Genomic DNA, 26,754 nt, shown 5'->3' with positions numbered 1-26,754 from the left:
ATAGACAAGTATAGAAGGGGCACTTAACAATGAGATTCTGCTAATATTTTGTTAAAATAAGCGTATGACTTTACGAGAAAGGACGTTTTTTTATGTCTTTATTAACGGTAGAAGGACTAGTTGGCGGCTACACCCGCAAGCCGGTACTGAACGATATTTCCTTTTCAATTAATCAGGAGAGCATCGTCGGGCTGATCGGTCTGAATGGAGCGGGAAAGAGTACGACGATTAAACATATTATCGGCCTCATGGAACCGAAAAAAGGGAAGATTTCCATTAACGGACTTTCTTTGCAGGACAGCCCAGAGAAATACCGGCGTCAATTTTCCTACATTCCAGAAACACCGATTTTATATGAAGAGCTGACGCTTGAAGAGCATATGAAATTAACTGCAATGGCATACGGTCTCACAGAGGAGGAATACAAGCGGCGCATCGGTCCACTACTAAAAGAATTCCGACTTGATTCAAAAATGAACTGGTTTCCCGCTCATTTCTCAAAAGGCATGAAGCAGAAAGTAATGATTATGAGTGCTTTTTTAACAGAGCCTTCTCTTTATATTATTGATGAGCCGTTTGTTGGTCTGGATCCATTGGGCATTCAATCGCTGCTTGAGTGGATGAAGCGAATGCGCAATAGTGGTGCGGGCATTTTAATGTCAACCCATATACTGGCGACAGCGGAGAAATATTGTGATTCCTTCATTATTTTACACAACGGAGAAATCCGAGCACAGGGAACAATTACAGAGCTTCGTGAGCAATTTCAAATGCCGGGTGCTTCTCTAGATGACATTTATATTCAGCTGACGAAGGAAGAAGAGCAATGAGGCAAGTAGAAGAGTTATGGAAATCAAGAATAGCCGCTTATTATTCAGAGTTGCGCAAGTACCTGCGCTACATGCTGAATGATCATTTATTATTTGTCCTTGTATTTGGTCTCGGTGCCGCCTTATATTATTACAGCGGTTGGGTAAAGACATTGGATGAAACATTTCCGGCGCCGTTCATCATGGCTGTTTTTTTAGGCGCACTGCTTTCATGGAGCCCGGTATATACATTTCTAATGAGAGCGGATACGGTCTTTTTACTACCGCTTGAAGAGAGAATGGTTCCTTACTTTCATAAGGCTATCTGGACGAGCTTTCTGTCCCAGAGTTACTTATTGATTGCAGCGCTTGCTTTGTTTATGCCACTGTATACGCAGGTAAGAGGCGGTTCTATGAAGGTTTTCTTCTTTTGGCTTCTCCTCCTTGCTATCATAAAGGTCTGGAATTTAGTTGTTCGCTGGCATGTGCTTAAAATCCAAGAAAAAGAGAGCAGACAGATTGATTGGGGAGTCCGTTTAGCTTTGAACATATTGCTGCTTTACTTTGTATTTTCAAAGGCAGCTGTCCTGTTTGCCTTAGCAGTGGCTGTTGTTATGGCTGCTTATTATCTCTATTTCCGGAAAATATCAAGGCGTATGGCATTGAAATGGGAAACACTCGTGGAACTAGAAGAGAAGCGGATGGCTGCTTTTTACCGGATGGCTAATTTATTTACCGATGTTCCTCATTTGCGGGGAACGGTCAAGCGCCGGAAATGGCTGGACAAGTTGCTCGGCTACATACCATTTGATCCAGCAAACACGTACACGTATCTATTCCGACGTACATTTGTCCGAATGAACGAGTTTTTTGGACTGTACGTTCGTCTTACGGTCATTGCAGCACTTATTATTTGCTTTAGTGGACAGGCTGTATTGCAGCTCATTATTGCTTTGCTGTTTATCTATTTAACAGGTTTTCAGCTCTTGCCAATGATCCGCCGCCATGAAACAAAGATATGGGTATCCCTGTATCCGGTCTCTCCTGAAAGAAAAAGTGCTTCATTGTTAGAGTTAATCGGCCGGCTGCTCTTATTGCAGGCGATTATTTTCGGCTTAGCGGCATGGGCAGGCCATTCCGTGAGTCAAGGGGGCATTGTCGTTGTAGCTGGAATAGTATTTGCTTTGTTTTTTGCAAAGATGTACGCGCCAGCACGGCTGCGTAAAATGTTTCGATAATCAGCCTAAACAGCCTGACACCGAAAAACACGGGTGTCAGGCTGTTTTTTTGCTGCCATTCTATTTTAGAAAAAATGAAATTAATCATTTCCATTAGGGACAATATACGTAGTTATATAAGAAGGGCTTGAGAAAATATGCGGCTGTTCATTTACGCCTGCTTCTGGTTTTTTCATCTCATGGGCTTGTTTGAATTCTTTAGAGTCTTTCCAGTTTGTGAATGACTCCCGATCTTGCCACTGTGTTAAAATAACGTAAGTATCAGAATCGAGCGGCCGAAGCACACGAATAGCTATAAATCCTGGCGTATTCTCAATCGCCCGCGCCCTGCCTTTAAAGCGATATTCGAAAATAGGGCGTCCTTCGTCAGTAACAGGGATATTATTACATACAACGAAGCCGTGATCGGCTAATTCTCCCGACGTGTCGATTACTTCATATTTACGAGGGGATTGGAATACTGTTTTATTATTTGTCTCATGAAGAAGGGTAGCACCTTCTGCATTCTCCATTAAAAGGATTTTTTCAGATGCGTGCTTTTCCTGTAACTTCTTCATGAAGTTATATGTGCCGGTTGTTATGAAAATATACATGCTTCCACCTCATTCAACAATAGTTAATTATTCTTTATTATATTACTTTACACTTAGTTACTCTTCTCTAAACTATTGTATGGGCAAAAAAGAAGGCAGTCGGTTCTTTATGGCAGGCGTTTGGCTGGTTTCTTTGGAGAATTTATGACATTTGAGGGTCTGTGCTATACTTTTTTGCCTAAAACAACTATAGTGTAAACGTATAAATAGACAGGATTCTTCGCTTACTTCCGTTTACGGATTGTATATAAAGTGATAGATCGACTTTTAGGAAATGAAAGGTGGATGTGCAGCAGCTATGAGACAAATTAATGAAACATTTTTAAAAGCGGCAAAAGGGGAGAAGACAGAGTATACACCAGTTTGGTATATGCGCCAAGCGGGTCGTTCCCAGCCGGAATACCGTAAATTAAAAGAGAAATATTCCCTCTTCGAAATTACCCACCAACCTGAACTGTGCGCTTACGTCACCAAACTTCCGGTAGATCAATATAATGTCGATGCAGCTATTCTTTATAAGGATATTATGTCACCGCTTCCTGCTATAGGAGTGGATGTCGATATTAAATCGGGAATAGGGCCGGTCATTGATAACCCGATTCGCTCTTTAGCTGACGTCGAAAAACTTGGCCAAATCGATCCGGAAAGTGATGTTCCATATGTATTGGATACGATTCGATTGCTGACAAAGGAGCAGCTTGATGTTCCTCTTATCGGCTTTGCAGGGGCCCCTTTTACGCTTGCTAGCTATATGATCGAAGGGGGACCTTCAAAAAATTACAATAAAACAAAAGCCTTTATGTATGCGGAACCAAAAGCATGGCAAGCACTGATGGACAAGCTGGCAGAAATGACAGTGACTTATGTACGCGCGCAAGTGAAAGCCGGTGCTCGGGCGATTCAAATTTTTGATTCATGGGTAGGGGCTTTAAACGTTTCTGATTATCGTTTATTTATTAAGCCGGTCATGGAACGCATTTTCAATGAACTCCGCGAAGAAAATGTTCCGTTAATTATGTTTGGAGTAGGCGCAAGCCATTTGGCGAAAGAGTGGCATGATTTGCCGCTTGATGTTGTTGGTCTTGATTGGCGCCTGCCTATTAAAGAAGCGAGAGCTATGGGAGTGACAAAAACTGTGCAAGGAAATCTTGACCCGGCTATTTTGTTGGCTCCTTGGGAAGTCATCGAAGAGAGAGCTCGCGCTATTTTGGATGAGGGACTCGCGGAGCCAGGTCATATTTTCAATTTAGGACATGGTGTTTTCCCTGAGGTGAATCCGGACACACTAAAACGTCTAACAAGCTTTGTACATGAATATAGCGCACAAAAACGAAAATAATGCAACAGAGGTGAGAGACATGACAAAGAAAAAAATGGGCTTATTAGTCATGGCATACGGAACGCCCTACAAAGAAGAAGATATTGAACGTTATTACACGCACATCCGCCGAGGGAGAAAGCCAACGCCGGAAATGCTTGAGGATTTACGCTCTCGTTACGAAGCAATCGGCGGGATTTCACCGCTTGCTTCGATTACAAGAGAGCAGGGGGAAAAGCTTGCACAGCATTTGAATGCCGTACAGGATGATATTGAATTCACTCTTTATATTGGCCTGAAACATATTGAGCCGTTTATTGAGGACGCTGTGCAGCAGATGAAAATGGATGGGATAACAGAAGCCGTATCTCTAGTGCTTGCTCCTCATTTTTCCACCTTCAGTGTGAAATCCTATAACAGCCGAGCGAAAGAAGAAGCGGAAAAAATTGGCGGACCGGCAATCACATCTATTGAAAGCTGGTATCAGGAGCCGAAATTTATTGATTATTGGGCAGGAAAAGTAAAAGAGACGGTTGCCAGCATGTCAGCAGAAGAGCGTAAGAACTTCGTAATGATTGTTTCTGCTCACAGTTTGCCAGAGAAAATTATCTCCATGGGCGACCCGTATCCGAAACAATTACAAGAGACAGCAGAACTGATTGCGAAAGCGTCAGGTGTGGCTAATGTAGAGGTTGGCTGGCAAAGTGCGGGAAATACTCCAGAGCCGTGGATTGGACCGGATGTACAGGACTTGACACGCGATTTATTCGAGCAACAAGGCTATAAGGCGTTTCTTTATGTGCCAGCAGGGTTTGTGGCAGACCATTTAGAAGTTCTATACGACAATGACTATGAATGCAAGGTAATTACTGATGAAATCGGCGCAGCGTATTATCGTCCGCCTATGCCAAATGCCCGTCCGGAATTCATTGAGGCTCTTGGTGAAGTGGTTTTAAAGCATTTATAAAGAAAACACAAAATAATAAAAAGAGGGCGATGAAACTGTGCTGGGTGAAAAAAAGAGGGTTGTTGTTGTAGGCGGCGGAATAACGGGACTAGCAGCAGCCTATTATTTGCAAAAAGCAGCAAAAACCAGCCAGCTTCCATTAGCTGTCACGTTAATTGAAGCAACGCCTCGCCTGGGCGGAAAAATTCGAACAATTAAAAAGAACGGCTTTGTTATTGAAAAAGGGCCTGATTCTTTCCTGGCAAGAAAAGAAAGTGTGGTACGGCTGGTAAAGGACGTCGGACTTGGCGATCAGTTGGTGCATAGTGGAGCGGGCCAGCGATATGTGTTAGTAAATGATAAGCTTCATCCCATACCTTCTGGTTCCGTGATTGGAGTGCCGACTAAGATACTTCCTTTTATTACAACCAACCTTTTTTCTATTACAGGAAAAATTAGAGCCAGCGCAGATTTTTTTCTGCCTAACAATCACTTAAAGAATGATACCTCGCTTGGTGGCTTTTTTCGGCACCGTCTTGGTGATGAAATAGTAGAGAATCTCATTGAACCGCTTTTAGCAGGAATTTATGCCGGGGATATTGATAAACTTAGCCTGAGGGCCACGCTGCCGCAGCTAAATGAAACCGGGGAAAAACATCGCAGCTTAATACTTGGATTAAAGGAGATCGCCTCTGCGCTGACCAATGAATCAGACGGCCTTTTAACTTTAAAAGATGGGTTAGAGGAGCTGGCAGAAGCAATCGAAGGGAGACTCGAGGGCGGTTCAGTTCTTAAAGGCTTGCGTGTCAGGCAGATCGAAAGACAGGAAGACGGTAAGTTTTTTCTTGCATTAAATGACGGTGAACGAGTATTGGCTGATGGAGTGATTGTTACTAGCCCGCATTTTACCCTCCCTGCCATGATGCCACAACATCGTTTTTTCGATGTATTAAAAGAGATGCCGGCCATGTCTGTTGCAACGATAACGATGGCTTTTCCGGAAGCGGCCATCTCGCAGTCTATCACCGGATCTGGATTTGTCGTCTCGCGAAACAGTGATGTGACTATTACAGCGTGTACCTGGATACACAAAAAGTGGCCGCATGCAGCACCTCCGGGAAAGGCATTGCTGTGCTGTTATGTAGGCCGAGCGGGCGATGAAGCAATTGTTGATTTGTCAGATGCTGAAATTGAACAAATTGTAATGGCAGATTTAAAGAAGGTTATCGCTTTATCGACAGAGCCGGAGTTTACGGTTGTCAGCCGTTGGAAAAATGCTATTCCGCAATATACCATTGGCCATAATGAACGGATAGAGGCGATTGAAGAACGAATACGCGAACAACTGCCGGGCTTTTTTATTGCTGGCAGCTCTTTCAGAGGGATTGGCATTCCTGACTGCATCAAGCAAGGAGAAGAGGCTGCGCAAAAAGCAGCTTCATTTATACAAAATAAAGACTAACAAGGACTGTTCCAGAGACATGGGGGGAGGCTTGCCTGCTGTTTTTAAAACAGCAGGCAAGCCCGCTTGGCTGCTTCTGGAGACAGTCTTTTTTTATTATCGCTCAACTAACTTTTCTGTATGACTTGCTGACATAGGGAACAATAGGAGTAACACACAGCAAGGGAGGTTCCTGTATGGAAAAAGACAATTTAGGTATCCGCCGTGACATGGCAAGCCTATATGTAAAGAGAGAGGCGAATGACGAAGTGTTAGAAATTAGTTCAACCGGATATGGACTTGAACCTGTTCCAAGGGAATCAGAAGAAGGTGCTCTGGAGAATCATCATTCCTTTTTCAAAGCTAATGAAGAGCAAGAACAGGATTCATCTAACAATAAGTATGAATGAAAAGGCGAATAACAAAGTGGTAGAAGCGATAGACCGTTCTTTAAGAGAACGTATTGATAAAGAGTTGGCGGGACTGAAGTTTACAAAAAACTTTCGATCAGCTACAGCAGAAGAATGGTATTTTTTTCTTCCCGGATTTAGAGCAGAGCAAGAGGGCAGCGCAGCAGGAAAAGTGATTATCCATTACAATCTTTATGGGAATCGCGAGATATTCATTCATACGACGATTATTTTTATGGATTTGAAGATAGGAGAGTCGAAGCTTTATCCGCTTGTTTATGCACTTTCTGATGAAATCGTTAATCGTCTTGTCGGCTATGCTGACACGCTGCTTTCTGTTCATGCTGGAAACAATTCTTATCAAGCGGAATATCGGTCACCGGAATAAGAACAGCTAATAGCAGAAGCCATGCTAAAGGCTTTTTCATCATCTAAAGGAGGGACATACGATGGGAGAATGGAATGAACAAGCGGCTCCGAACAATAACATGGATTCTTCTGAAATAAAGAAGGCATTCAGGAAAAATAAACAACAGCCTGTAGAATTTTCAGAGGAGCTAGCGGATGGAGGAGAAAGAAACAAACGTTTTGAAGAACGAAAAAATAAAAAGCAATAGCATTTACTATTGCCGAATCCTTATAGGTTATGGAGCAGTTATTTCAACCAATGACCTCTATTCTTACATTCTGTACGGTAACGTGCAGAATTTTTTATTATCCATATTTAAAGATCTTGCTATCTTCAACTGTTTAGAGTATGATACTTATATCGAATGACTAAATTGTTCATTTGGTCAAAAAAGGGGGCAGAGGGATGGCTGTTGACCGTAAAAAGCATATTATTGACGCGGCTACTAAATCCTTTTCATTATTTGGTTATAAAGCGACAACAATGGATCAAGTAGCTAAATTGGCAAATGTCGGAAAGGGAACGATTTATACGTTTTTTAAAAATAAAGAAGAATTGTTTGATGAAATTATCCAGACGCTCATTACTGAAATGAGAGAGGTGGCTGAAAAAGCAATTGATCCTTCCCAGACATTCCATGAAAATGTGCACAGAGCTCTTTTTGAAATTTTACAATTTAGAAAGAAGCACCAGCTGACCATCAAGCTATTTCAAGAAGGAAAAGAAATGGGAACACCAGCCGTCCTTGAGGTCATGGCAATGATGGAGGAAGCCATCCTTTCATTCATTGGGGAAAAGATTCAGTTGGCGATCGAAACCGGTAAAATTAAACGATGCAATCCTGAATTAACGGCCTTTGTTATGCTTAAGCTTTATATTTCCCTAATCTTTGATTGGGAGCAAAGAAAAGAGCCTTTGAGTGAAGAGGAAATTTCTCGATTGTTTGAGCTTTATTTATTTGAAGGATTATCCACCTGAGGAAAATCCTTCTCTTTTACACTTTTTTGACCAAATGACTAAAATGGTCATATTTTTAAATGCGGAGGCAATTATGAAACGATCTATGTTTATAGCAGAATTAAAAAATATTGCTGGAAATCGAATGTTGTTCATTTCTATGATCGCTATTTTACTTATCCCGCTCTTATATGCCGGTATGCTCTTGTGGGCTTTTTGGGATCCTTACTCTCAGCTAGATAAACTGCCGGTTGCTATTGTCAACAAAGATACCGGTGCTGATTACGATGGAGAAAAGTTGGCGATTGGCAAGGAATTAACGAGAGAACTTGAGAAAAGCGATGATTTTGACTTTCATACTGTGAGCGAAAAAGAAGCAAAAAAAGGGATGGATAACCAAGAATATTACATGTTAATTGAAGTTCCTAAAGACTTTTCACAAAATGCTACGACGCTGCTTGATGATACTCCAAAAAAACTAGAATTAAAGTATGTGCCGAATGAAAGCTACAACTTTGTTTCTTCCCAAATGGGAAATACAGCAATGAAGGAAATTCAGGCGTCCGTCCAAAAAAGTGTTACTGAAACATATGCAGAAACAATGTTTGATAAAATCAAATCAATGGGTGAAGGTTTTGCAACTGCCAACAAGGGGGCTGGAGAAGTTGATGAGGGCGCAGGCAAGCTATCTGAAGGAGCAGCCCAATTAAAAGAAAATCTAGCTACTCTTGCTGATCGCTCTGTCCAGTTCTCAGAGGGGCTTTCAAAAGCAGGGAACGGTTCAAAAGACCTTGCTAACGGCGCTTCAAAGTTAAACTCTGGTTTAGCTCAGCTTGAAGAAGGCCAAAATAAACTTACAGCAGGCAGTCAAGAATTGCAGAAGGGCACGAACGAATTGGCAGCAGGCCTTGCTAATTTACAAACTGGTCTTCATACAGCAGATGGAAAAATGTCGGAATTAAATTCGGGCACAACAGAAATGAAAGAGGGCGTACAGCAATTCCAAAATAAACTGCCTGAATTGGCAAAGGGAACAAAGGAATTGGCAACTGGAGCTGAACAGCTAAATACCGGGCTTGGACAATTCGAAGAACAATTGATTGCTGGAATGAACGAGACGATTAATCAACAATTACAACAATATATGCCATTGCTGCAACAAAGGTTTTCTCCGATGGAGATTGCCATGATTAAACAGAAAGTTGAACAGCAGCAATCGCAAATGGCTGAGCAAATCAGAAGCAATGTAGGCAAGTTGCAAAAAGGCAGCAAGCAGCTTGCTGCTGGATCTAAAGAGATCAATAAAGCGGTTAGTGGACAGCTTGCACCTAACATGAAGTCATTAAACGAAGGACTTGGCAAAGTACAGAACGGTCAGCAACAGCTGCAAGCAGGCGTTCATGGATTAGCAGAAGGATCTAACCAATTAGCTTCTGGAACAGGAAAATTGCAAAATGGAGAAAAGAACCTGAGTGAAGGAATGAACAAAGTAGGTGAAAAGCTTTCAGAAGCCAAAAATGGATCGGCCCAATTGGCAACTGGAGCTGAAACATTAAACAGCGGCTTGGGAGAGTTGAACAGCGGTTCTGAGAAACTATCAGAAGGAGCCGGCAAGCTTGCAAAAGGTTCAACAGAACTGGAAAGCGGTTCGACTAAGCTGAAAGAAGGAACAGAAGAGCTGCATGAAAAGCTTGGGGAAGCAGCAGACAAAGCAAATGAAGTAAAAGCAAAAAAAGAAACGTATGATATGATGGCAGAGCCGGTTAAAGTAGATAAAGAAGTGAAACATCACGTACCAAACTACGGAACTGGTATTGCTCCTTACTTTTTGTCTCTCGGTCTGTTTGTTGGAGCATTGATGTTAACCATTGTCTTCCCGCTTAGAGAACCGGCGGAGCAGCCTTCAAGCGGTTTTCGCTGGTTCATTGGTAAGACGGGAATCATGTTCACCGCTGGGCTTGCACAGTCACTTCTTGTTTCAGCAGTCCTATTGTTAGGATTAAAAATGGAGGTACAGAGTGTTCCTTTGTTTATTTTAACTACAATTATTACTAGTCTAACCTTTATGGCTATTATCCAAATGCTAACAACCATGTGGGGAAATCCAGGACGTTTCATAGCTGTTTTAATTTTGATTTTACAATTAACAGCAAGTGCTGGTACGTTCCCTCTGGAATTAATTCCGACAGCATTACAGCCATTTAACTCTATTTTGCCAATGGCTTACTCTGTTCGCGCGTTTAAGACAGTGATTTCAAGCGGTGACTTCCATTTTATGTGGGCAAACGAAGGAGTCCTCCTTTCAATTGCAGCCGTTTGTCTACTCATTACATGTCTTTTCTTTAAGCGGTTGTTCAAAAAGCAATATAATACGCAGATAGTGGAAGAATAACAGGATAAAAAAGAAGCACCCGCTCAAGGCGAAGCGGGTGCTTTTTTATATCAAATGAAATTGGAAGATGAAGTAGCGGCAATTAAATTAAAGGTCTTGAATATCCGTGCATTCATCGCATACATGGCTGTAGCATTCATGCTGCTCGTCAATATAAGAGCCACATTTTGCACATTGTTTAGCGGGTAAGTTTTTGAAAAAGTCAACGATGTTTTTAACCATTTGCTGTTTCCTCCTTTTTGTTATATAACTGATTCCTTATTTTTATTAATTGTATTATAACAGTTTTTATACGTCAATATGTTTTTAACAAATTTTAAAATAAATCAAACAATTCATGAAGTTGAAGGAAAGTGGTTTGGGGAATACAATACGTATGAAGATAAAAATTAAAGAAATGGAAAGGAGCCCTTTTCATGAACGTTACTGTTATTGGCTGCTGGGGCGGTTATCCGAAAGTAAATGAAGCAAGCTCAGGTTACTTGTTTGAAGAAGGTGGTTTTAAGATGCTGGTTGATTGTGGAAGCGGGGTGCTTTCGCATCTTCAAAACCACATTCGCCCTGAACAATTGGACGCTGTTTTACTGTCCCATTATCACGCTGACCATGTGGCGGATATTGGAGTTTTGCAGCATGCTTTATTAATCGGCAAGCATATGGGAAAGGAAGTTTCACCATTGCCGATTTACGGGCATCAAGAAGATGAAACGGGTTTTGCTGCTCTTACATATAAAGATCTAACGGTGGGAAAAGCTTATCGCCCAGAGGAGAAGCTCGTTATTGGACCGTTTACAGTGGAGTTTTTGCGTACAGTTCATCCTGTACCTTGTTATGCAATGAAAATTTCTAATCATCGCCAGTCTGTCGTTTATACGGCTGATTCTGCTTATCAGGAAGCATTTGTTCCGTTTGTGAAAGGAAGCAGCCTGCTTCTTTGTGAAAGCAACTTTTACAGCGGTATGGACGGACAAGCAGCTGGCCATATGACAAGCACAGATGCTGGCAGGCTTGCCCGTCTGGCAGAGGTAAATACGCTTGTACTAACTCATCTTCCGCATTTTGGGGATATCACCGAGCTAAAAAAAGAGGCGGAGGAAGAGTTTTATGGTACAGTGCTCTTAGCTGAAGAAGATTTAGAAATAGGATTATAATGGAGGAAGTATCATGCTGTTTATTGATAATAAAGGAATTAACGACCCGCGGGTGAACCTAGCGATTGAGGAGTATGCAGTAAAATATTTGGATATCAACGAATCCTACTTGCTTTTTTACATTAATGAACCGTCCATTATTATTGGGAAAAACCAAAATACAATTGAGGAAATTAATATTGATTATGTAGAAGAAAAAAATATTCATGTTGTCCGCCGTTTATCAGGTGGAGGCGCCGTTTATCATGACTTGGGCAATTTGAACTTCAGTTTCATTACCAAAGACGATGGAGACAGTTTCCATAATTTCAAAAAGTTCACTGAGCCTGTCGTTACTGCGCTTCATAAGTTAGGCATTCAGGCAGAAATGAGCGGAAGAAATGATATTCTTGCCAACGGATTAAAAATATCCGGCAATGCACAGTTTTCTACAAAAGGAAGAATGTTCAGCCATGGAACCTTAATGTTTCAAACGAACATGGATGAAGTAGTGGCAGCATTAAAAGTGAGAAAAGATAAGATCGAATCAAAAGGAATTAAGTCAATTCGCAGCAGAGTGACAAATATCGCTGATTTATTGGAAGAAAAGATAACAATTGAAGAGTTCCGGCAATTTTTATTAAAAAATATTTTTGAGGGAGAGAGTCATATTCCTGAATATCGTCTCGATGAAAAAGACTGGCGAATCATTGAAGGAATCTCGCAGGAACGTTATAAAAATTGGGATTGGAATTACGGAAAATCCCCAGCGTTTAACATTCAGCGTTCTCACCGCTTCCCAGTGGGTTTAATTGATATTCGGCTCGATGTGAAAAATGGTCTTATCAAAAACTGCAAAATATTCGGCGACTTTTTTGGAGTGGGCGATATAGAAGAGATCGAGAATGGACTTCAAGGGATTAGATATGACAAAAATGCGATTAAAGAGGCGTTAGATTCGATTGATGTACCGCGCTATTTTGGAAAAGTAACAAAAGAAGAAATTGTAGATTTACTATATTGATGTTTCCGAAAACTGCCAATTAAAAAGGGCAGTTTTCTCTTTTCTTGCAGGCTGGAAAAAATTGAATTATAATAAATATTGAAAATTCAAATATGAATGACTATTCATTCATATTTTCAAAGGGAGAGGATGAAATGAATCTTTCAACAGCATTAGAACATGCTGCTGCCAAACAAGGGGGAAAAGTGGCGTATCATTTTCTTGATCAGACTGCTACATATGAAGAGTTAAACATGGCAGTTCACAGATTTGCATCCGGTTTGAAAGCATTAGGCATTGAGCAAGGGGATCATCTCGCATTAATTACGGGTAACTCGCCGCAGTTTATTATCTCCCTTTATGGAGCATTGCGGGCAGGGGCAACAGTCATACCTATTAATCCTCTATATTCACCAGAGGAAATCAGCTATATCGTTCAAAACGCTGATGCTAAAGCTGTTATTTTATTGGATATTTTAGTGCCGCTTGCTAACAAGATTGACCAAACTTTGCCTTTTGTCGAGCATTATATCGTTTGTGAAATGAACGAGGAACGGACAAAAGAAAAACAGCCTGAGGAATTTTCGATTTACAAGAAAATGAAAACGTTTTCTGAAGTGATGGATATAGGCCTTCAGCCCTTTCATCCACCTGCTGTTTCAGAAGATGATACAGCGGTTATTCTCTATACATCTGGTACTACAGGCAAGCCAAAGGGTGCCATGTTAAGTCATAAAAATTTATATTCTAACGCTCGTGACATTGGTTCTTATTTGCAATTCAGTGAAAAAGACAGAATCATTACTGTCTTGCCAATGTTTCATGTTTTTTGTTTAAGCGTTTGTCTGAATGCACCACTGATTAGTGGAGCCACCATGATCATCTTTCCAAAATTCAGCCCCAAAGAAATATTCGCACAGGCAAAGCAACATCAGGCAACAGTTTTTGCCGGTGTTCCGACGATGTATAACTTCCTCTATCAATCGGGTGAGGGACATTCAGAGGACTTTGCTTCCTTGCGTTTATGTATTTCAGGCGGTTCTTCCATGCCGGTTGCCTTACTTGAAAATTTCGAGAAAAAGTTCAATGTGAAAATATCTGAGGGATACGGCCTGTCAGAGGCAAGTCCTGTAACAACATTTAATCCGCTGGATCGGCCGAGAAAAGCCGGCTCTATTGGCTGTTCAATCATGAATGTGGAGAATAAAATAGTAAATGAAATGGGAGAAGAATTGCCAGCTGGCGAAGTAGGCGAATTAGTCGTTCGAGGACCAAATGTAATGAAAGGTTATTACAAGCAGCCTGAAGATACATCTGCTGCGATTAAAGATGGCTGGCTATATACAGGAGATTTGGCCAGACGAGATGAGGAAGGCTATTTTTATATTGTTGACCGTAAAAAGGATTTAATTATTGTAGGCGGTTATAATGTGTACCCGCGTGAAGTAGAAGAAGTGTTATATAATCATCCTGATGTGGTTGAAGCAGCGGTGCTTGGTGTGCCAGATCCGAATTATGGGGAAGCAGTACTTGCCTTTGTGGTTCCAAAAAACAAGGAGCTGAACAAAGAAAATTTAATGGATTACTGTCGCCGTCGTTTGGCCGATTACAAGCTGCCGCAGCAAATCGAATTTTTGGAAGAGCTTCCTAAAAATACGACAGGAAAAATATTAAGAAGAGCGTTGAAAAAGCAAGTGCTGCAAAATTGAACCATTGGAAGATCAGGACTGCCTGAAAGAGCATGCGTCAGTCGCTTTTAGGCAGTTTTTGTTATATTAAAGCACGGATGGCGAAAAAAGATGAATGGGCTGATTGGGTGAAAGAATGAATAAGATTACATGCTTGTGGACAAAGTGCTAGAATAATCTCTCATTTGCCCCCAGTTAATAAACAGCTTGGGTGAACAATTCTGTTTTTCTGTTCTAACTGGACAGCTTGTATATTAAATATAATAGAGGATACAGAAAGGAGTGAGGCGGGCATTGAAAAAGTGGGCTGTATTAGCTTTACTTGGGTATGGTCTGTTTGCGTTGGCCATTTATTATTATCTATATGGAATGGCCTCTGGACAACTTCCGGAGATTTATAAAGGGACAAGCGCCGACCCTTCTGCTTTCTTGAGCAAGGCAGAACAAGCTTTAGGAAAAGAATATTCAACAGTGAAGAACTTTTTATTTTTTCTCAGCGTCCCATATGAGTGGCTTGTTTATTTCTTTATCTTGATTTTCGGCCTTTCAAAGAAATTTGAAGAATGGTCCAAGCAAACTGTACGTTTTTCATTTGGACAGACAGCTATTTACCTGTTTTATTTATCGGTGCTGACATTTTTGCTTGCATTTCCTTTCCAGTATATTGGTTACCACTTTTCAAGAGTTTACAAAATTTCGGCTCAAACATTTCCACAATGGATGAGAAATGAAATCATCGACTTTTGGGTTAGCTACGCCATTATGCTCATTCTTGTGTTTGTCCTGTACGCCTTAATGAAGAAATTCAAGAAAAAATGGTGGCTGGCTGCGTGGGCACTGTTTGTGCCATTTACCATCTTTATGATGTATGTGCAGCCGGTAGTAATTGATCCGCTTTACAATGACTTTTACCCGTTAAAAGACAAGCAGTTGGAGGCGAAAATTTTGAACCTTGCGGATAAAGCAGCCATTCCAGCAGATCACGTATACGAAGTAAATAAGTCGAAAGAAACCAATACCCTGAACGCTTATGTTACCGGAATAGGGGGAAATGCCCGGATTGTCTTATGGGATACCACGCTAAAGAAACTGGATGACAAAGAAGTTTTATTTGTGATGGCTCATGAAATGGCTCATTACGTAAAAAAACATATTTACATTGGGATCGGCAGCTACCTGGTTTTTGCTTTTTTTGGATTTTGGCTTGCAGCCAAATGGATGGAGTGGGCGGTTGGAAAACATGGGGAGAAGCTGAAGATTAAGGAGTTGTCCCAGCTAAGGACCCTGCCTTTGTTTTTACTTGTGGTTTCGTTCATGGTATTTGCCTCGAGCCCTCTTTCGAATGCAATTTCCCGATTTGAAGAGCGGCAGGCTGATGCTTATGCCATTGAAATGACTCGTGATAAAGAAGCCGCCATTAGCGCTTTTCAGAAGCTTGCCCGGGAAGGGCTGTCAGAAGTAGAGCCTCCAGGGCTTGTGAAAATATTTAGGTATAGCCATCCAGCGATGGTTGAAAGACTTTATATGATAGAAACTTATCCGCTACCGGACCAAAAGGGAAAGAAAATGGAAGAGAGAAGCGGTGCAAGCGCTCAAAAAAGCCGGGACTGACCCACAAATACATGGCGCCTCTTTACAAAGAGGTGCCATGTATTTGTTTTTCTTCGAATCAGCCTCCGATCCAGTGTCTTATCGACATAAGGGGAGTTTAATATTAAAGAGGATTAGCTTAGAGAAGGATTAATTATTTTTAAATTTTTCCTCTAATTCATTTAGCTGGGCTGATAATTCGATAAATAATTGACGGTTTCCTTCATCCAGGGACTGATCGATCGCTTTCATTAGCTTGTGTTTTTCCTGTTTAAACAAAATGTCATTAAGCAAATTGTCAATGTAAGCAGCTGTTGCATTTTTTACTTGTTCACGCGGCATCGGGGACTTCATCATTTCGGCAAAATAATTGTTGTTTTCCATTTTCATCACCTCAGATACCTTTTTCTTATTATATGTGATACCCCAAAAGTAATCAACCAAAACTTTTAAAATATTTAGAAAACTATTATTGAGATAATAGAATAAATGTCTGGCTCTAAGTCTGTTTAAGACTCTTCAATTAAGGTTATACCTTTCATTGTGGTAAAATAAAAAAAATCGAACGTCAACGGATGTAAGGGGTACACCAAACATGAATGTTACCAGCCTGAAAGAGTGGTTTACACTTGAAAATATAATGGATCTTATTCAAAAATATGAATCATTTGGGCCAATTCCCGGCTTTTTTCTTCCACTAATTGAAGCGTTTTTTCCTTTTTTGCCTCTTGTTGTTTTTGTCATGGCAAATGCTAGCGCCTTCGGATTATGGTGGGGATTTTTGCTGTCATGGGGAGGATCGGTTACCGGTGCCTTTCTTGTTTTTTTATTTATTCGGAATTATGGCCAGCGTAAGCTGCTCTCTTTTTTGCATAGACACCGCCAAGTGAGAAAATTAATGAATTGGGTAGACCGCCATGGTTTTGGACCCGTTTTTTTACTTTTATGTTTTCCGTTTACCCCTTCTGCTATTGTCAATATTGTCGCAGGATTATCCCATATCAGCGTCAGGCAGTATTTGTTGGCGGTAATGGCAGGAAAGGCCGTTATGATTTTTACTATTAGTTTTATTGGCTACGATTTTTTCTCATTGATCAAAGAGCCAGGGCGTACGGCTATTCTAGGTGTTGTCATTTTTGTTTTGTGGGCAGTTGGAAAACAAGTGGAGAGGCATTTGAATCAAAAGGAAGGAAGAGAAAGAGAAAGAGAAAGAGGTTAGAAAGAGCGGCTAAACAGTCAGCTCTTTTTTTGAGCTCTTTGCTTTTTAGTCAATGAAGGTGACAGAACGTATGATCTGTATTAAGATAAAAGGATAAGCTATGCAGCTATAGGTAGAGTGTCTGGAACTTACTGGAGGGAAAGAATGTGTCTGTCCAATTTATAATTGGCCGGTCAGGTACCGGCAAAACGAGACGAATGCTTGAAACAATAAAAGATAGAGTGAAAGAACAACCGATTGGTGATCCTATTATTTATCTTGTGCCGGAACAAATGACTTTTTTATCAGAATACACATTAGCATCAGATCCGGAGCTTGGCGGGATCATTCGCGCTCAAGTTTACAGCTTTACGAGGCTTGCCTGGCGCGTGCTGCAGGAAACGGGAGGAATGAGCAGGCAGCATATTTCTTCTTCAGGTTTAAATATGCTCATTCGGAAAATTATTGAAGACAAAAAAGAGGAGTTAAAGATATTTGCTGGGGCAGCTGGGAAAAATGGGTTTATCAGCCATGTGGAGAACATGCTCACGGAGTTTAAACGCTACTGTGTGACACCGGAGGAATTAGCCGAGAAGCAGGAAGAACTTGAGAGAAGCGGAGGAGCAAAAGCGCTAACCGATAAGCTTCATGATTTGCAGACAATCTACAGTGATTTTGAAGAAGCGCTAATTGGCAAATATGTAGACTCGGAAGATTATTTATGCTTGCTTGGGGAAGCTGCAACTGTCTCTGACTATGTAAAAAAGGCAGAAATATATGTGGACGGCTTTCATAGCTTTACTCCGCAGGAATATGCCGTATTGCAGCAGCTAATGAAGCAGGCAAAAAAGGTAACTATTGCGTTAACAGTGGATGCTCCGTTTCGATCGGCGCCGCCAGAGGATACACATTTATTCCGCCTGACTGGTGATACATATGCCAGTGTGTATGAATTGGCAGTGACAAACGGTATTAAAGTGGAGAAAGATATTATTTTAAAAGAAGGAGAACGGTATAAGGAGGAGAGCTTGAAACACTTGGAAGCCTACTTTGACCGTCGTCCGCCTGTTCCATTTAGACCATCTGATAATCTCTGTCTAATTAAGGCGGCAAGCAGAAGAGCAGAGGTGGAAGGAATAGCAAGAGAAATTCGCAAGCTTGCTCGTGAAGAAGGGGTGAGGTTCAAGCGAATGGCTGTCCTTGTTCGTAATGGCAAAGACTATCAGCAGCTGATGGAAACCGTGTTTCGAGATTATGAGATTCCATTTTTCATTGATCAGAAGCGTCCAATGATGAACCATCCCCTCATTGAACTGATCCGTGCCACTGTGGAGACAATCAACAGCAATTGGCGGTATGAGTCTGTGTTCCGCGTAGTAAAAACGGATTTACTGTTCCCGAAAGATGAAAATTGGCAGGTGCTTCGCGAAAAGGCGGACCGTCTTGAGAACTACGTACTTGCTTACGGAATCAAAGGAGAGCGCTGGGCAGAGAAGGAAAATTGGGGTTATCGCCGATTCAGAGGGCTTGAACAGATAAATAAGGTGCAAACGGATGAAGAAAGAGAAACAGAAGCTGAGTTAAATGAAGTAAGACGACTTATTGCCGATCCCATTTCTCGTTTGTCCCGCAGGCTTAAGAAAGCGAAGACAGGCAGAGAATACGGGGAGGCGCTTTATCTGTATTTGGAAGAGCTCTATATCCCTGAGAAACTCGAAGCGTTTAGTTTGGAAGCAGAAGAAGGGGGCGACCTCGTTACAGCGAGAGAACATAACCAGGCTTGGAACGCAGTCATGGAAATGATTGATCAATATGTAGAGGTACTTGGCGAGGAAGAAATGACGTTGAAAAAGTTTTCTGCCATTATCGATGCGGGGCTAGAAGCAATGGAATTTGCCATCGTACCACCGGCTGCGGATCAAGTGACAGTAGCGAATCTAGAGCTTTCCCGTCTTAGTGATGTAGAGGCGGCTTTTATTCTCGGCGTAAATGATGGTGTGTTGCCAGCAAGACAAATGGAAAGCGGGATTTTAGCAGATGAAGACCGGGAGCGCCTGCTTGCAGATGGAATGAAGCTTGCGCTCAGCAGCAGGCAAAGAATGCTTGATGAAGAGTTCACAGCTTACCGTGCATTTACTGTTTCAGCTAACCGTCTTTATATTTCTTACCCAATTGCAGATGATGAAGGGAAAACACTGCTGCCGTCCTTTTATATTAAAAGAATAAAAGAGTTATTCCCGACAATGAAGGAACGGCTGTTTGTTAATGAACCGTCTGAACTGAGCGAAGCGGAACAGCTGCAATACGTCTGCCATCCTGATCCTACACTGTCTTATTTAGCTTCCCGTCTGCAATTGAAACGTCTTCATTATCCAATGTATGACTTTTGGTGGGATGTGTATAACTTTTACATTGATCACGCCGGGCAGAAGGAAAAAGCGAAGCGGGTGCTGTCCAGCTTATTTTATAAAAATGATACAGAGCCGCTCGAAGAGACAACCAGCACAGAGTTGTATGGGGAAGAAATACTGGCCAGTGTGACAAGAATGGAAATGTTTAATAGCTGTCCATTCTCTCATTTTGCCCAGCACGGACTAAAGCTCAGAGACCGGGAGATTTTCCGGCTGCAGGCACCGGATATCGGCAATTTGTTCCATGGAGCGTTAAAGTGGATTGCTGATGAAGTGGAAAGGCGGGGGTTAAAATGGTCTCAGCTGTCAAAAGAACAGTGCCGGAAGTTAGCCGGCGAAGCGGTAAAACAGCTGGCCCCACAATTGCAGAACCAAATTTTATTGAGCTCTAACCGTCACCTTTATTTAACCCGGAAGCTGGAACAAATTATTTGGAGGGCGTCTTATGCGCTGAGTGGACACGCAAAAGCGAGCGGATTCTCTCCTGTCGGTCTTGAACTTGGATTTGGCCCTGGAGAAAAGCTGCCGCCACTCGCATTCACGTTGAAAAATGGCACAAAAATGGCGCTCGCCGGACGTATTGACCGGGTTGACCAGGCCAAAGGCGAGGATGGCATTTACTTAAGAGTCATCGATTATAAGTCAAGCGGACGCGATTTGGATCTAACGGAGGTCTACTACGGAATTGCCCTGCAGATGCTGACGTATTTGGATATTATTTGGACGTATTCTCCACAGCTTGTTGGGGCTGAAGCCCATCCGGCAGGAGTGCTGTATTTTCATGTGCATAATCCTTTCATTAGCAGTAAGAAGCTGCTGACTCTGGATGAAATTGAGCGTGAATTATTTAAGAGATTTAAAATGAATGGGCTGATTCTTGGAGAAGATGAGGCGCTCCAGCTTATGGATGCTGATTTAGGTGAAGGGGCATCTCCGATTATTCCCGTTGCTTTCACGAAAACAGGCAAGCTCGATAAAAGATTTTCAAAAACCGCTGATAGGAAAGCATTCGATGGCATGAGGCAGCACGTGCGTCAACTATATCAGCAATCAGGGGATGAGATCGTCAGTGGAGAAGTGAGTATTGCCCCTTATCAATATAAAGAGAATACGCCATGTGGTTTCTGTTCATACCGTCCAGTTTGCCAATTCGATGAGGCGCTTGAAGAGAACAATTACCGGCTTATTCTACCTAAGAAAGATATTCTCGAAGATTTAAAGAAAGGAGGCCAATAAAGTATGAGTGAACTAATCATACCTGATAAGCCGACAGATGTTTCGTGGACGGATGACCAGTGGAAAGCTATTACAGCAAAGGGGCGGGATATCCTTGTTGCTGCCGCAGCCGGCTCCGGAAAGACCGCTGTTCTGGTAGAACGGATCATTCGCAAAATTACTGACCGGGAAGCACCAGTGAATATTGATGAACTGCTTATTGTGACTTTTACGAATGCAGCAGCTGCTGAAATGCGCCATCGGATCGGCACTGCATTGGAAGCGGAAATGGAAAAAGATCCGTCATCGAATCACCTGCGCCGACAGCTGACGTTGCTGAATAAAGCGCCGATATCCACCCTTCATTCCTTTTGTCTGGAAGTCATTCGTAAGTATTATTACTTAATTGATATTGATCCTGCTTTTAGAATTGCTGATGAAGGAGAACTGACACTCCTTCGTGACGAAGTGCTGGATGACTTTATGGAAGAGGAATACGGGAAAGAAGACAATGAAGACTTTTACCGGCTCGTTGACTCTTTCTCCAGTGATCGTAGCGACGAAGAACTTCAAAGAATGATTCAAACGCTATATGACTTTTCTCAGTCGCACCCACGTCCGGATGAATGGCTTAATGGACTTTCACAAATGTACGATGTAAGTGGCGAAGCCGAAGCGATTGATGACCTTCCGTTTATTCATACGTTAAAGTTCTATATAGGCCTCCAGCTTGAAGCGGCAGAGGAGATGCTGACAGAATGTCTTGAAATGGCCCAAATGCCGGGAGGTCCCGCTCCGCGAGAAGAAATGTTTATGAACGAGCGAGAGATGGTCCGCCGACTCCGCCAAGCGCTACCTTCCTGGCAAGAGCTTTATGAGGAGATGCAGGCAGTTACATTCAAGACGCTAAAGAGTTATAAGGGAGAAGAGTATGACGAGGAGCTGAAAGAACAGTCGAAGCATTTGCGAACAGAAGCAAAAAAGATTGTTGAAAAGCTGCAGGAGGAATATTTTTCGCATCAGCCGGAAAGCTATGTAAGCAACATGCAGGAAATGAAGGGAATTATTGCGGCGCTTGCTCATCTTATCCAGCGGTTTGCCGATAAATTTCAGGCAGTCAAGCTGGAAAAAGGCATCGTTGATTTTAGCGATCTTGAACATTTTACGCTCGCTATTTTGACGGGAGAGAACGGAGGGCCTTCTGAAGCGGCCTATGCTTATCAACAGCAGTTTAAAGAAATTTTCCTCGATGAATATCAGGATTTTAATATCGTCCAAGAGTCAATTGTCCAGCTGCTCAAAACAGGCGGAGAAGAAAACGGCAACGTCTTCATGGTAGGAGATGTCAAGCAGAGCATTTACCGCTTCCGTCAGGCGGAGCCGAATTTATTTTTAAGCAAATATCGTCGGTTTTCAACTGACGGGAAAGACAGCGGACTGCGCATCGATTTAGCACAAAATTTTCGCAGCCGTGCAGAAGTGCTGTCAGGAACGAATTTTTTATTTAAGCAGATCATGGATGTGAAAATCGGTGAAATTGAGTATGATCGTCAGGCTGAATTGGTGAAAGGAGCCGCTTATCCGGAGGAAAGGCCATTTCCAGTGGAAGTAACCATTATTGATCAAGAGGCGAAGGGGCATTCAGAAGATCCGGAGATGAAAGATGCAGCGCAGTCTGAGTTGGAAGCAAGATGGATAGCAGGGAAGATTAAGGAACTCATTGAATCAAGGCATCCTGTCTACGATCCGAAAACAGAAAGTGAGCGGCCGATAGAATATCGTGACATTGTTATTCTGCTACGCTCTATGACGTGGGCCGGGGCTATTAAGGAGGAATTTAAGCGCGCAGGCATTCCCCTTCATGCCAAAGTTTCAGGTGGTTATTTTCAAACTATGGAAATTACTGTTATGATCTCTTTGCTGAAGGTAATTGATAACCCTTACCAGGATATTCCTCTCGCCTCCGTCTTGCGCTCTCCGGTTGTAGGCTGTACGGAGAATGATCTAGCAGTGATCCGGCTTGCGTCCAAATCTGGTTCTTATTACGAAGCGGTAAAATCATTTGTCTCCAGTCAGCCTGAACCGCATGATGGAGAATTGCATGAGAAGGTAAGTAAATTCCTTGAGAAGCTGTCAGGCTGGCGCTCGCTTGGTCGTCATGGCGCTTTGTCTGCCCTTGTATGGCAGCTGTATCATGATACTCACTTTTACGACTTTGTCGGCGGTATGCCGGGAGGGAAGCAAAGACAGGCCAATTTACATGCTTTATATGACCGTGTGCGCCAATATGAAGACACTTCCTTCCGTGGGTTATTTCGTTTTCTGCGCTTCGTAGAACGAATGCAGGAACGAGGAGAAGATTTAGGGGAACCGGGTGCTTTAAGTGAACAGGAAGATGTTGTCCGCCTGATGACGATCCATGCATCCAAAGGATTGGAATTCCCGGTTGTTTTCGTTGCCGGCCTGAACAGGCCATTTAACACGATGGACTTATCTAAAAGCTATTTGCTAGATAAAGAGCTCGGCATCGGTACAAAATATGTGCATGCAGAAAAGCGGATCAGCTATCCTTCGTTGCCGCAGCTTGCCTTAAAGCGAAAAAAACGATTTGAATTGCTTGCTGAAGAAATGCGGGTATTGTATGTTGCGTTAACGAGAGCGAAAGAAAAGCTCTTCCTGCTTGGTTCTGTAAAGAGTGCTTCCAAAGAGATGGATAAATGGGAAAGGGCAGCAAAGAACCCAGAATGGATTTTAAGCAATGCATCAAGAGTTTCAGCTAAATCTTACTTAGATTGGATCGGCCCATCGCTCGTCCGCCATCTTGATTATACTGGAACAGCGCAAAGCCGCTCGGTAATATTTGATAATGATTCATCTAAATGGACCGTTCAAACAGTTGGCGCTGAGACACTTCAGCCGATGGGATTTGAAGAGGCAGAAGAGAGCGGGGGCTTGCTTGAAAAGGTTCAAAACTACAAGCATGTGCCTATTTCATCATTGTTTAAGGATGAAATAGAAGCGCGGATGAATTGGGCATATAAGTATGAGCCAGCCACCCATTTGCGCTCAAAGCAGTCTGTCTCTGATTTAAAACGCATGAATGAAATTTTTAATGAGGGAGCAAGCAACGATCTTGCCCGCCATTATCAACGGCCGATTTTCCGGCGGCCGGCATTTATGCAGAAAAAGACGATTACGGCAGCCGAAGCGGGAACGGCGCTTCATACGGTCATGCAGCATGTCTCTCTTGGTAAAGAGCCAGAGCTTGCAGAAGTTGAACAGCTGTTGAAAACACTCATTTCCCGGGAATTACTGACAGATGAACAAGCCGCAGCTGTCGATCCAGAAAAGATTGTTTTCTTTTTTCAAACTGACATTGGACAAAAATTGTTACAGGCCGAAGAAGTCTATAGAGAGACACCGTTCAATATGGGAATAGGAGCCAATGAGATCTATTCTGACTGGAATGGCTCTGACGAAGCCGTTTTGGTTCAAGGTGTAATTGACTGCTTATTTGAAAAAGACGGGGAATTGTATCTGCTCGATTATAAAACAGATCAAATCGCCGGACGCTTTTCGGGAGGATTTGAACAAGCCCGTGCGGTTCTGGAGAAACGCTACCGTGTGCAAATTCAGTTATATGCTCAGGCTATTGAACAAATCTGGAAGCGAAAAGTAGATCATAAGCTGCTCTTCTTCTTCGATGGAGGCCACTTGTTGTCAATAGATTGATAGGTTGATTGAAGCTGTCCTAAAGCTAATAGGCTTGGGGCAGCTTTTTTATGAGGGAGAGTTAAAGAGAAACTATCTTCTCCTGTTTGTTTCATTTTAATGATATGATGAAAACGATAATGGAAAGAGGAAAGGGGAAAGGCGAGTGTGCAGTTAACTCCATTGAAACACGAAGAGCGGATCACCACATTAGACAGTTTGCGTGGTTTGGCACTCTTGGGGATTTTTTTAGTTAATATGATTTCTTTTCATTCACCTTATTTTTACTATGATCCTTTCGAATGGTGGAAGGAACCGGAAAACTTTTGGCATTACCGTTGGATTGATATTTTTGTGCAGGCAAGTTTTTATCCGCTGTTTGCAATGATGTTTGGTTTCGGGACGGCTATGCAAAGGGAGAATGCCGTGGAAAGAGGCCAGTCATTTGTGCCGGCAGGTATCCGTCGTTTTTCTTTTCTATTAGTCATTGGAATGATCCATGCTTTTCTAATTTGGCCAGGTGACATATTAATAAATTACGCTGTTTTTGGACTTTTTCTGTTGCTGTTTTTACGGCTTTCTGGAAAAATATTAATTATCATAGGTAGCATATTGCTTTTACTACCGAACGTATTTCTTAGCATATTGCTCGTTCTTGCGTCAGTAGTGGACCCAACGAGTGCTGTGCACTGGACAGATATAGCAAGCATTGAGAATTCGATTGCTGCTTACGGCAGCGGCACCTTTGCTGAAATCACGCAACAGAGGGCGGCAGACTGGCTTATGGGAAATGAACCAGCTACTTTTTGGGTACAGCTGATCACCATCTTCCCACATTTTCTGATCGGGGCAGGCGCTCAAAAACTAAGGGTCTTTACAAAAGGACAGGCACGTCCTAAAGTTGCTTTTACTGCTTTTATTACTTTTTTTGTAGCAGGAATTACTTTAAAAGCGCTGCCTTATATGATTGATTCTAATCTTGCTTATGTGTATATTCAGGATTCGATTGGAGGACCGCTTCTCGCTGTCAGTTATGCAGCACTTGTAATAGGAATCAGTTCCATGGATAAGGCAAGTAGGCTTTTGAAGCCATTGGCGGCGGCCGGTAGAATGTCATTAACTAATTATTTGCTGCAATCGGTAATCGGCACGCTGATTTTCTATCATTACGGGATGGGCCTATATGGACAAATACAGCTTTCAACGGGTGTTTGGATAGCGATTGCTATCTTTGCCGGTCAAGTAATCTTTTCTGAGTTTTGGCTGTCCAAGTTTAAGAGGGGCCCGATGGAAACCTTGTGGAGGAAATTTACTTATGGGTCCCAAAGAGAAGAAAAAAAGATGATCACTAAAGGGGGATAAAGTGATGAAATTGGTCAGTTATCGTGTTAATCAAAGGGAAACATATGGTGTTTATGTGGAGAAAGAACAGACAATTTGGAATTTGCAGGCGTTAGAAGAAAGTGCAACGGGGGAGAGAACGCTTCCTGATACACTGCTTGAAGCGATTGCCTCAGCAGCGGAGCTTACAGAACGAGTAAGGCAGTGGATGGAAGCGGCCGGAGAAGGAGAAGAGAAAGCGGCAGCTGTTTCTGTAAAAGAGGTGGAATGGCTCGCTCCAATCCCGCGCCCATCAAAGAACATTATGTGTATTGGTAAAAATTATCGTGATCATGCCATTGAAATGGGTGGCGAAGAAAGTGTTCCAACAGAACTCATGGTATTTACGAAAGCACCAACTGCTGTGATTGCAGCCAATGAGTCAATTCCGGCTTATGAGGAATTGTCCAATGCGCTTGACTATGAAGGAGAGCTTGGAGTGATCATTGGCAAAAAAGGCAAGAGCATTGCAAAAGAGGATGCACTTGACTATATTTTTGGCTATACGATTATTAATGATGTGACAGCGCGTGATCTCCAAAAGCGGCACAAGCAATTTTTCCTCGGAAAAAGCTTAGATGGTACTTGTCCAATGGGACCGTGGATTGTGACGAAAGACGAAGTTGAAGATCCACACAACTTGGATATAGAAACGAAAGTGAACGGAGAAGTTCGTCAGCAATCGAACACGAAGCACTTTATCTTCCCGATTGATGACATTATTTCCACGCTATCAAAAGGCATGACCCTCGAGCCCGGAGATGTGATTGCTACAGGTACACCGGCAGGAGTAGGACAGGGGATGAATCCTCCAGGTCTTTTGAAGTCAGGGGATACGATTGAAATTAATATTGAACAAATTGGTACATTATCAAACAAAGTCCAATAATCTTAGCACAATATTTCCTTCTCTTC

Annotated in this window: 22 protein-coding genes; 19 read left to right on the top strand and 3 right to left on the bottom strand. The window is 42.3% G+C overall.

The features are described 5' to 3' along the window. Window positions 1-92: 92 nt before the first annotated feature. Window positions 93-830, top strand: a complete 738-nt coding sequence (locus tag ACH0BF_RS09455; RefSeq protein ID WP_120036452.1) for an ABC transporter ATP-binding protein — start codon at window positions 93-95, stop codon at window positions 828-830. Continuing rightward, window positions 827-2,047 (top strand): ABC transporter permease, encoded by a 1,221-nt coding sequence (locus ACH0BF_RS09450; protein WP_340856001.1) that lies wholly within the window; start codon window positions 827-829, stop codon window positions 2,045-2,047. Before ACH0BF_RS09455 ends, ACH0BF_RS09450 begins: the two co-directional genes overlap by 4 nt. Window positions 2,048-2,127: 80 nt before the next feature. On the opposite strand, the gene ACH0BF_RS09445 is transcribed toward ACH0BF_RS09450, so the two are convergent. Beyond that, window positions 2,128-2,640: an antibiotic biosynthesis monooxygenase family protein gene (locus tag ACH0BF_RS09445; protein WP_120036454.1), complete on the bottom strand. Its 513-nt coding sequence runs from the start codon at window positions 2,638-2,640 to the stop codon at window positions 2,128-2,130. A gap of 298 nt (window positions 2,641-2,938) precedes the next feature. On the opposite strand from ACH0BF_RS09445, the gene hemE reads away from it, so the two are divergent. From hemE to ACH0BF_RS09405, 8 genes are all read left to right on the top strand, one after another. Then, window positions 2,939-3,979, top strand: coding sequence for a uroporphyrinogen decarboxylase (hemE, locus tag ACH0BF_RS09440; RefSeq protein ID WP_340855999.1), 1,041 nt, complete (start codon window positions 2,939-2,941; stop codon window positions 3,977-3,979). A 19-nt stretch (window positions 3,980-3,998) separates the two neighbouring features. Next, window positions 3,999-4,925, top strand: a complete 927-nt coding sequence (gene hemH / locus ACH0BF_RS09435; RefSeq protein WP_340855997.1) for a ferrochelatase — start codon at window positions 3,999-4,001, stop codon at window positions 4,923-4,925. Window positions 4,926-4,962: 37 nt separating this feature from the next. Further along, complete coding sequence (hemY, locus tag ACH0BF_RS09430; RefSeq protein WP_340855994.1) at window positions 4,963-6,366, top strand: protoporphyrinogen oxidase; 1,404 nt, start codon at window positions 4,963-4,965, stop codon at window positions 6,364-6,366. A gap of 176 nt (window positions 6,367-6,542) precedes the next feature. Continuing rightward, window positions 6,543-6,755 (top strand): hypothetical protein, encoded by a 213-nt coding sequence (locus ACH0BF_RS09425; RefSeq protein WP_120036458.1) that lies wholly within the window; start codon window positions 6,543-6,545, stop codon window positions 6,753-6,755. Continuing rightward, window positions 6,748-7,143 carry a hypothetical protein gene (locus tag ACH0BF_RS09420; RefSeq protein WP_120036459.1) on the top strand — a complete coding sequence of 132 codons (396 nt, stop codon included), beginning with the start codon at window positions 6,748-6,750 and terminating at the stop codon, window positions 7,141-7,143. Before ACH0BF_RS09425 ends, ACH0BF_RS09420 begins: the two co-directional genes overlap by 8 nt. 61 nt (window positions 7,144-7,204) lie before the next feature. Then, the gene (locus ACH0BF_RS09415) at window positions 7,205-7,372 is read left to right on the top strand and encodes a hypothetical protein (RefSeq protein WP_340855991.1); all 168 of its coding nucleotides are present in this window, start codon (window positions 7,205-7,207) and stop codon (window positions 7,370-7,372) included. 197 nt (window positions 7,373-7,569) lie between these two features. After that, entirely contained in the window at window positions 7,570-8,142 is a 573-nt protein-coding gene (locus ACH0BF_RS09410) for a TetR/AcrR family transcriptional regulator (RefSeq protein WP_120036460.1), read from the top strand. A gap of 73 nt (window positions 8,143-8,215) precedes the next feature. Then, window positions 8,216-10,513, top strand: coding sequence for a YhgE/Pip family protein (locus tag ACH0BF_RS09405; protein ID WP_340855989.1), 2,298 nt, complete (start codon window positions 8,216-8,218; stop codon window positions 10,511-10,513). An 87-nt stretch (window positions 10,514-10,600) separates the two neighbouring features. Here the strand turns inward: ACH0BF_RS09405 and yhfH are convergent, their stop codons facing one another. Continuing rightward, window positions 10,601-10,735 (bottom strand): protein YhfH, encoded by a 135-nt coding sequence (gene yhfH / locus ACH0BF_RS09400; RefSeq protein ID WP_120036463.1) that lies wholly within the window; start codon window positions 10,733-10,735, stop codon window positions 10,601-10,603. A 194-nt stretch (window positions 10,736-10,929) separates the two neighbouring features. On the opposite strand from yhfH, the gene ACH0BF_RS09395 reads away from it, so the two are divergent. The 4 genes from ACH0BF_RS09395 (at window position 10,930) to ACH0BF_RS09380 (ending at window position 15,945) form a co-directional block, all read left to right on the top strand. Next, window positions 10,930-11,664 carry an MBL fold metallo-hydrolase gene (locus ACH0BF_RS09395; RefSeq protein ID WP_120036464.1) on the top strand — a complete coding sequence of 245 codons (735 nt, stop codon included), beginning with the start codon at window positions 10,930-10,932 and terminating at the stop codon, window positions 11,662-11,664. Window positions 11,665-11,677: 13 nt separating this feature from the next. Then, entirely contained in the window at window positions 11,678-12,667 is a 990-nt protein-coding gene (gene lplA / locus ACH0BF_RS09390; protein ID WP_120036465.1) for a lipoate--protein ligase, read from the top strand. Between the two features lie 134 nt (window positions 12,668-12,801). Further along, window positions 12,802-14,355 (top strand): fatty acid--CoA ligase family protein, encoded by a 1,554-nt coding sequence (locus tag ACH0BF_RS09385; RefSeq protein ID WP_340855985.1) that lies wholly within the window; start codon window positions 12,802-12,804, stop codon window positions 14,353-14,355. Between the two features lie 273 nt (window positions 14,356-14,628). Next, window positions 14,629-15,945 (top strand): M48 family metallopeptidase, encoded by a 1,317-nt coding sequence (locus ACH0BF_RS09380; RefSeq protein ID WP_340855983.1) that lies wholly within the window; start codon window positions 14,629-14,631, stop codon window positions 15,943-15,945. Between the two features lie 129 nt (window positions 15,946-16,074). On the opposite strand, the gene ACH0BF_RS09375 is transcribed toward ACH0BF_RS09380, so the two are convergent. Next, a complete protein-coding gene (locus ACH0BF_RS09375) occupies window positions 16,075-16,308 on the bottom strand; it encodes an IDEAL domain-containing protein (protein ID WP_340855980.1) in 234 nt (77 codons plus the stop codon). A 211-nt stretch (window positions 16,309-16,519) separates the two neighbouring features. Here ACH0BF_RS09375 and ACH0BF_RS09370 point away from each other — a divergent pair, with 211 nt between their 5' ends. The 5 genes from ACH0BF_RS09370 (at window position 16,520) to ACH0BF_RS09350 (ending at window position 26,728) form a co-directional block, all read left to right on the top strand. Then, window positions 16,520-17,143, top strand: a complete 624-nt coding sequence (locus ACH0BF_RS09370; RefSeq protein WP_340855978.1) for a TVP38/TMEM64 family protein — start codon at window positions 16,520-16,522, stop codon at window positions 17,141-17,143. A gap of 146 nt (window positions 17,144-17,289) precedes the next feature. After that, window positions 17,290-20,769 carry a helicase-exonuclease AddAB subunit AddB gene (addB, locus tag ACH0BF_RS09365; RefSeq protein ID WP_406909316.1) on the top strand — a complete coding sequence of 1,160 codons (3,480 nt, stop codon included), beginning with the start codon at window positions 17,290-17,292 and terminating at the stop codon, window positions 20,767-20,769. Between the two features lie 3 nt (window positions 20,770-20,772). Then, window positions 20,773-24,480, top strand: coding sequence for a helicase-exonuclease AddAB subunit AddA (gene addA, locus ACH0BF_RS09360; protein WP_406909315.1), 3,708 nt, complete (start codon window positions 20,773-20,775; stop codon window positions 24,478-24,480). Between the two features lie 147 nt (window positions 24,481-24,627). Next, on the top strand, window positions 24,628-25,821 hold the full coding sequence (locus ACH0BF_RS09355; protein WP_340855972.1) for a DUF418 domain-containing protein: 1,194 nt from the start codon (window positions 24,628-24,630) through the stop codon (window positions 25,819-25,821). Between the two features lie 4 nt (window positions 25,822-25,825). After that, on the top strand, window positions 25,826-26,728 hold the full coding sequence (locus tag ACH0BF_RS09350) for a fumarylacetoacetate hydrolase family protein (protein WP_340855970.1): 903 nt from the start codon (window positions 25,826-25,828) through the stop codon (window positions 26,726-26,728). Window positions 26,729-26,754 lie beyond the last annotated feature (26 nt).

The organism is Pseudobacillus sp. 179-B 2D1 NHS (assembly GCF_045370945.1).
GTDB lineage: Bacteria > Bacillota > Bacilli > Bacillales > Domibacillaceae > Pseudobacillus.
Note: the sequence above shows the minus strand (reverse complement) of the source record. Positions and strands in the feature narration are given on the sequence as shown.

Bases quoted from the DNA above. Each gene is read 5' to 3' on its own strand.
- ACH0BF_RS09350 (WP_340855970.1), top strand. From the start codon at position 25,826: ATGAAATTGGTCAGTTATCGTGTTAATCAAAGGGAAACATATGGTGTT.
- ACH0BF_RS09455 (WP_120036452.1), top strand. From the start codon at position 93: ATGTCTTTATTAACGGTAGAAGGACTAGTTGGCGGCTACACCCGCAAG.
- ACH0BF_RS09420 (WP_120036459.1), top strand. From the start codon at position 6,748: ATGAATGAAAAGGCGAATAACAAAGTGGTAGAAGCGATAGACCGTTCT.
- lplA (WP_120036465.1), top strand. From the start codon at position 11,678: ATGCTGTTTATTGATAATAAAGGAATTAACGACCCGCGGGTGAACCTA.
- yhfH (WP_120036463.1), bottom strand. From the start codon at position 10,735: ATGGTTAAAAACATCGTTGACTTTTTCAAAAACTTACCCGCTAAACAA.
- ACH0BF_RS09415 (WP_340855991.1), top strand. From the start codon at position 7,205: ATGGGAGAATGGAATGAACAAGCGGCTCCGAACAATAACATGGATTCT.
- ACH0BF_RS09450 (WP_340856001.1), top strand. From the start codon at position 827: ATGAGGCAAGTAGAAGAGTTATGGAAATCAAGAATAGCCGCTTATTAT.
- hemH (WP_340855997.1), top strand. From the start codon at position 3,999: ATGACAAAGAAAAAAATGGGCTTATTAGTCATGGCATACGGAACGCCC.
- ACH0BF_RS09370 (WP_340855978.1), top strand. From the start codon at position 16,520: ATGAATGTTACCAGCCTGAAAGAGTGGTTTACACTTGAAAATATAATG.
- ACH0BF_RS09385 (WP_340855985.1), top strand. From the start codon at position 12,802: ATGAATCTTTCAACAGCATTAGAACATGCTGCTGCCAAACAAGGGGGA.
- ACH0BF_RS09405 (WP_340855989.1), top strand. From the start codon at position 8,216: ATGAAACGATCTATGTTTATAGCAGAATTAAAAAATATTGCTGGAAAT.
- ACH0BF_RS09445 (WP_120036454.1), bottom strand. From the start codon at position 2,640: ATGTATATTTTCATAACAACCGGCACATATAACTTCATGAAGAAGTTA.
- ACH0BF_RS09375 (WP_340855980.1), bottom strand. From the start codon at position 16,308: ATGGAAAACAACAATTATTTTGCCGAAATGATGAAGTCCCCGATGCCG.
- addA (WP_406909315.1), top strand. From the start codon at position 20,773: ATGAGTGAACTAATCATACCTGATAAGCCGACAGATGTTTCGTGGACG.
- hemE (WP_340855999.1), top strand. From the start codon at position 2,939: ATGAGACAAATTAATGAAACATTTTTAAAAGCGGCAAAAGGGGAGAAG.
- ACH0BF_RS09425 (WP_120036458.1), top strand. From the start codon at position 6,543: ATGGAAAAAGACAATTTAGGTATCCGCCGTGACATGGCAAGCCTATAT.
- ACH0BF_RS09395 (WP_120036464.1), top strand. From the start codon at position 10,930: ATGAACGTTACTGTTATTGGCTGCTGGGGCGGTTATCCGAAAGTAAAT.
- ACH0BF_RS09410 (WP_120036460.1), top strand. From the start codon at position 7,570: ATGGCTGTTGACCGTAAAAAGCATATTATTGACGCGGCTACTAAATCC.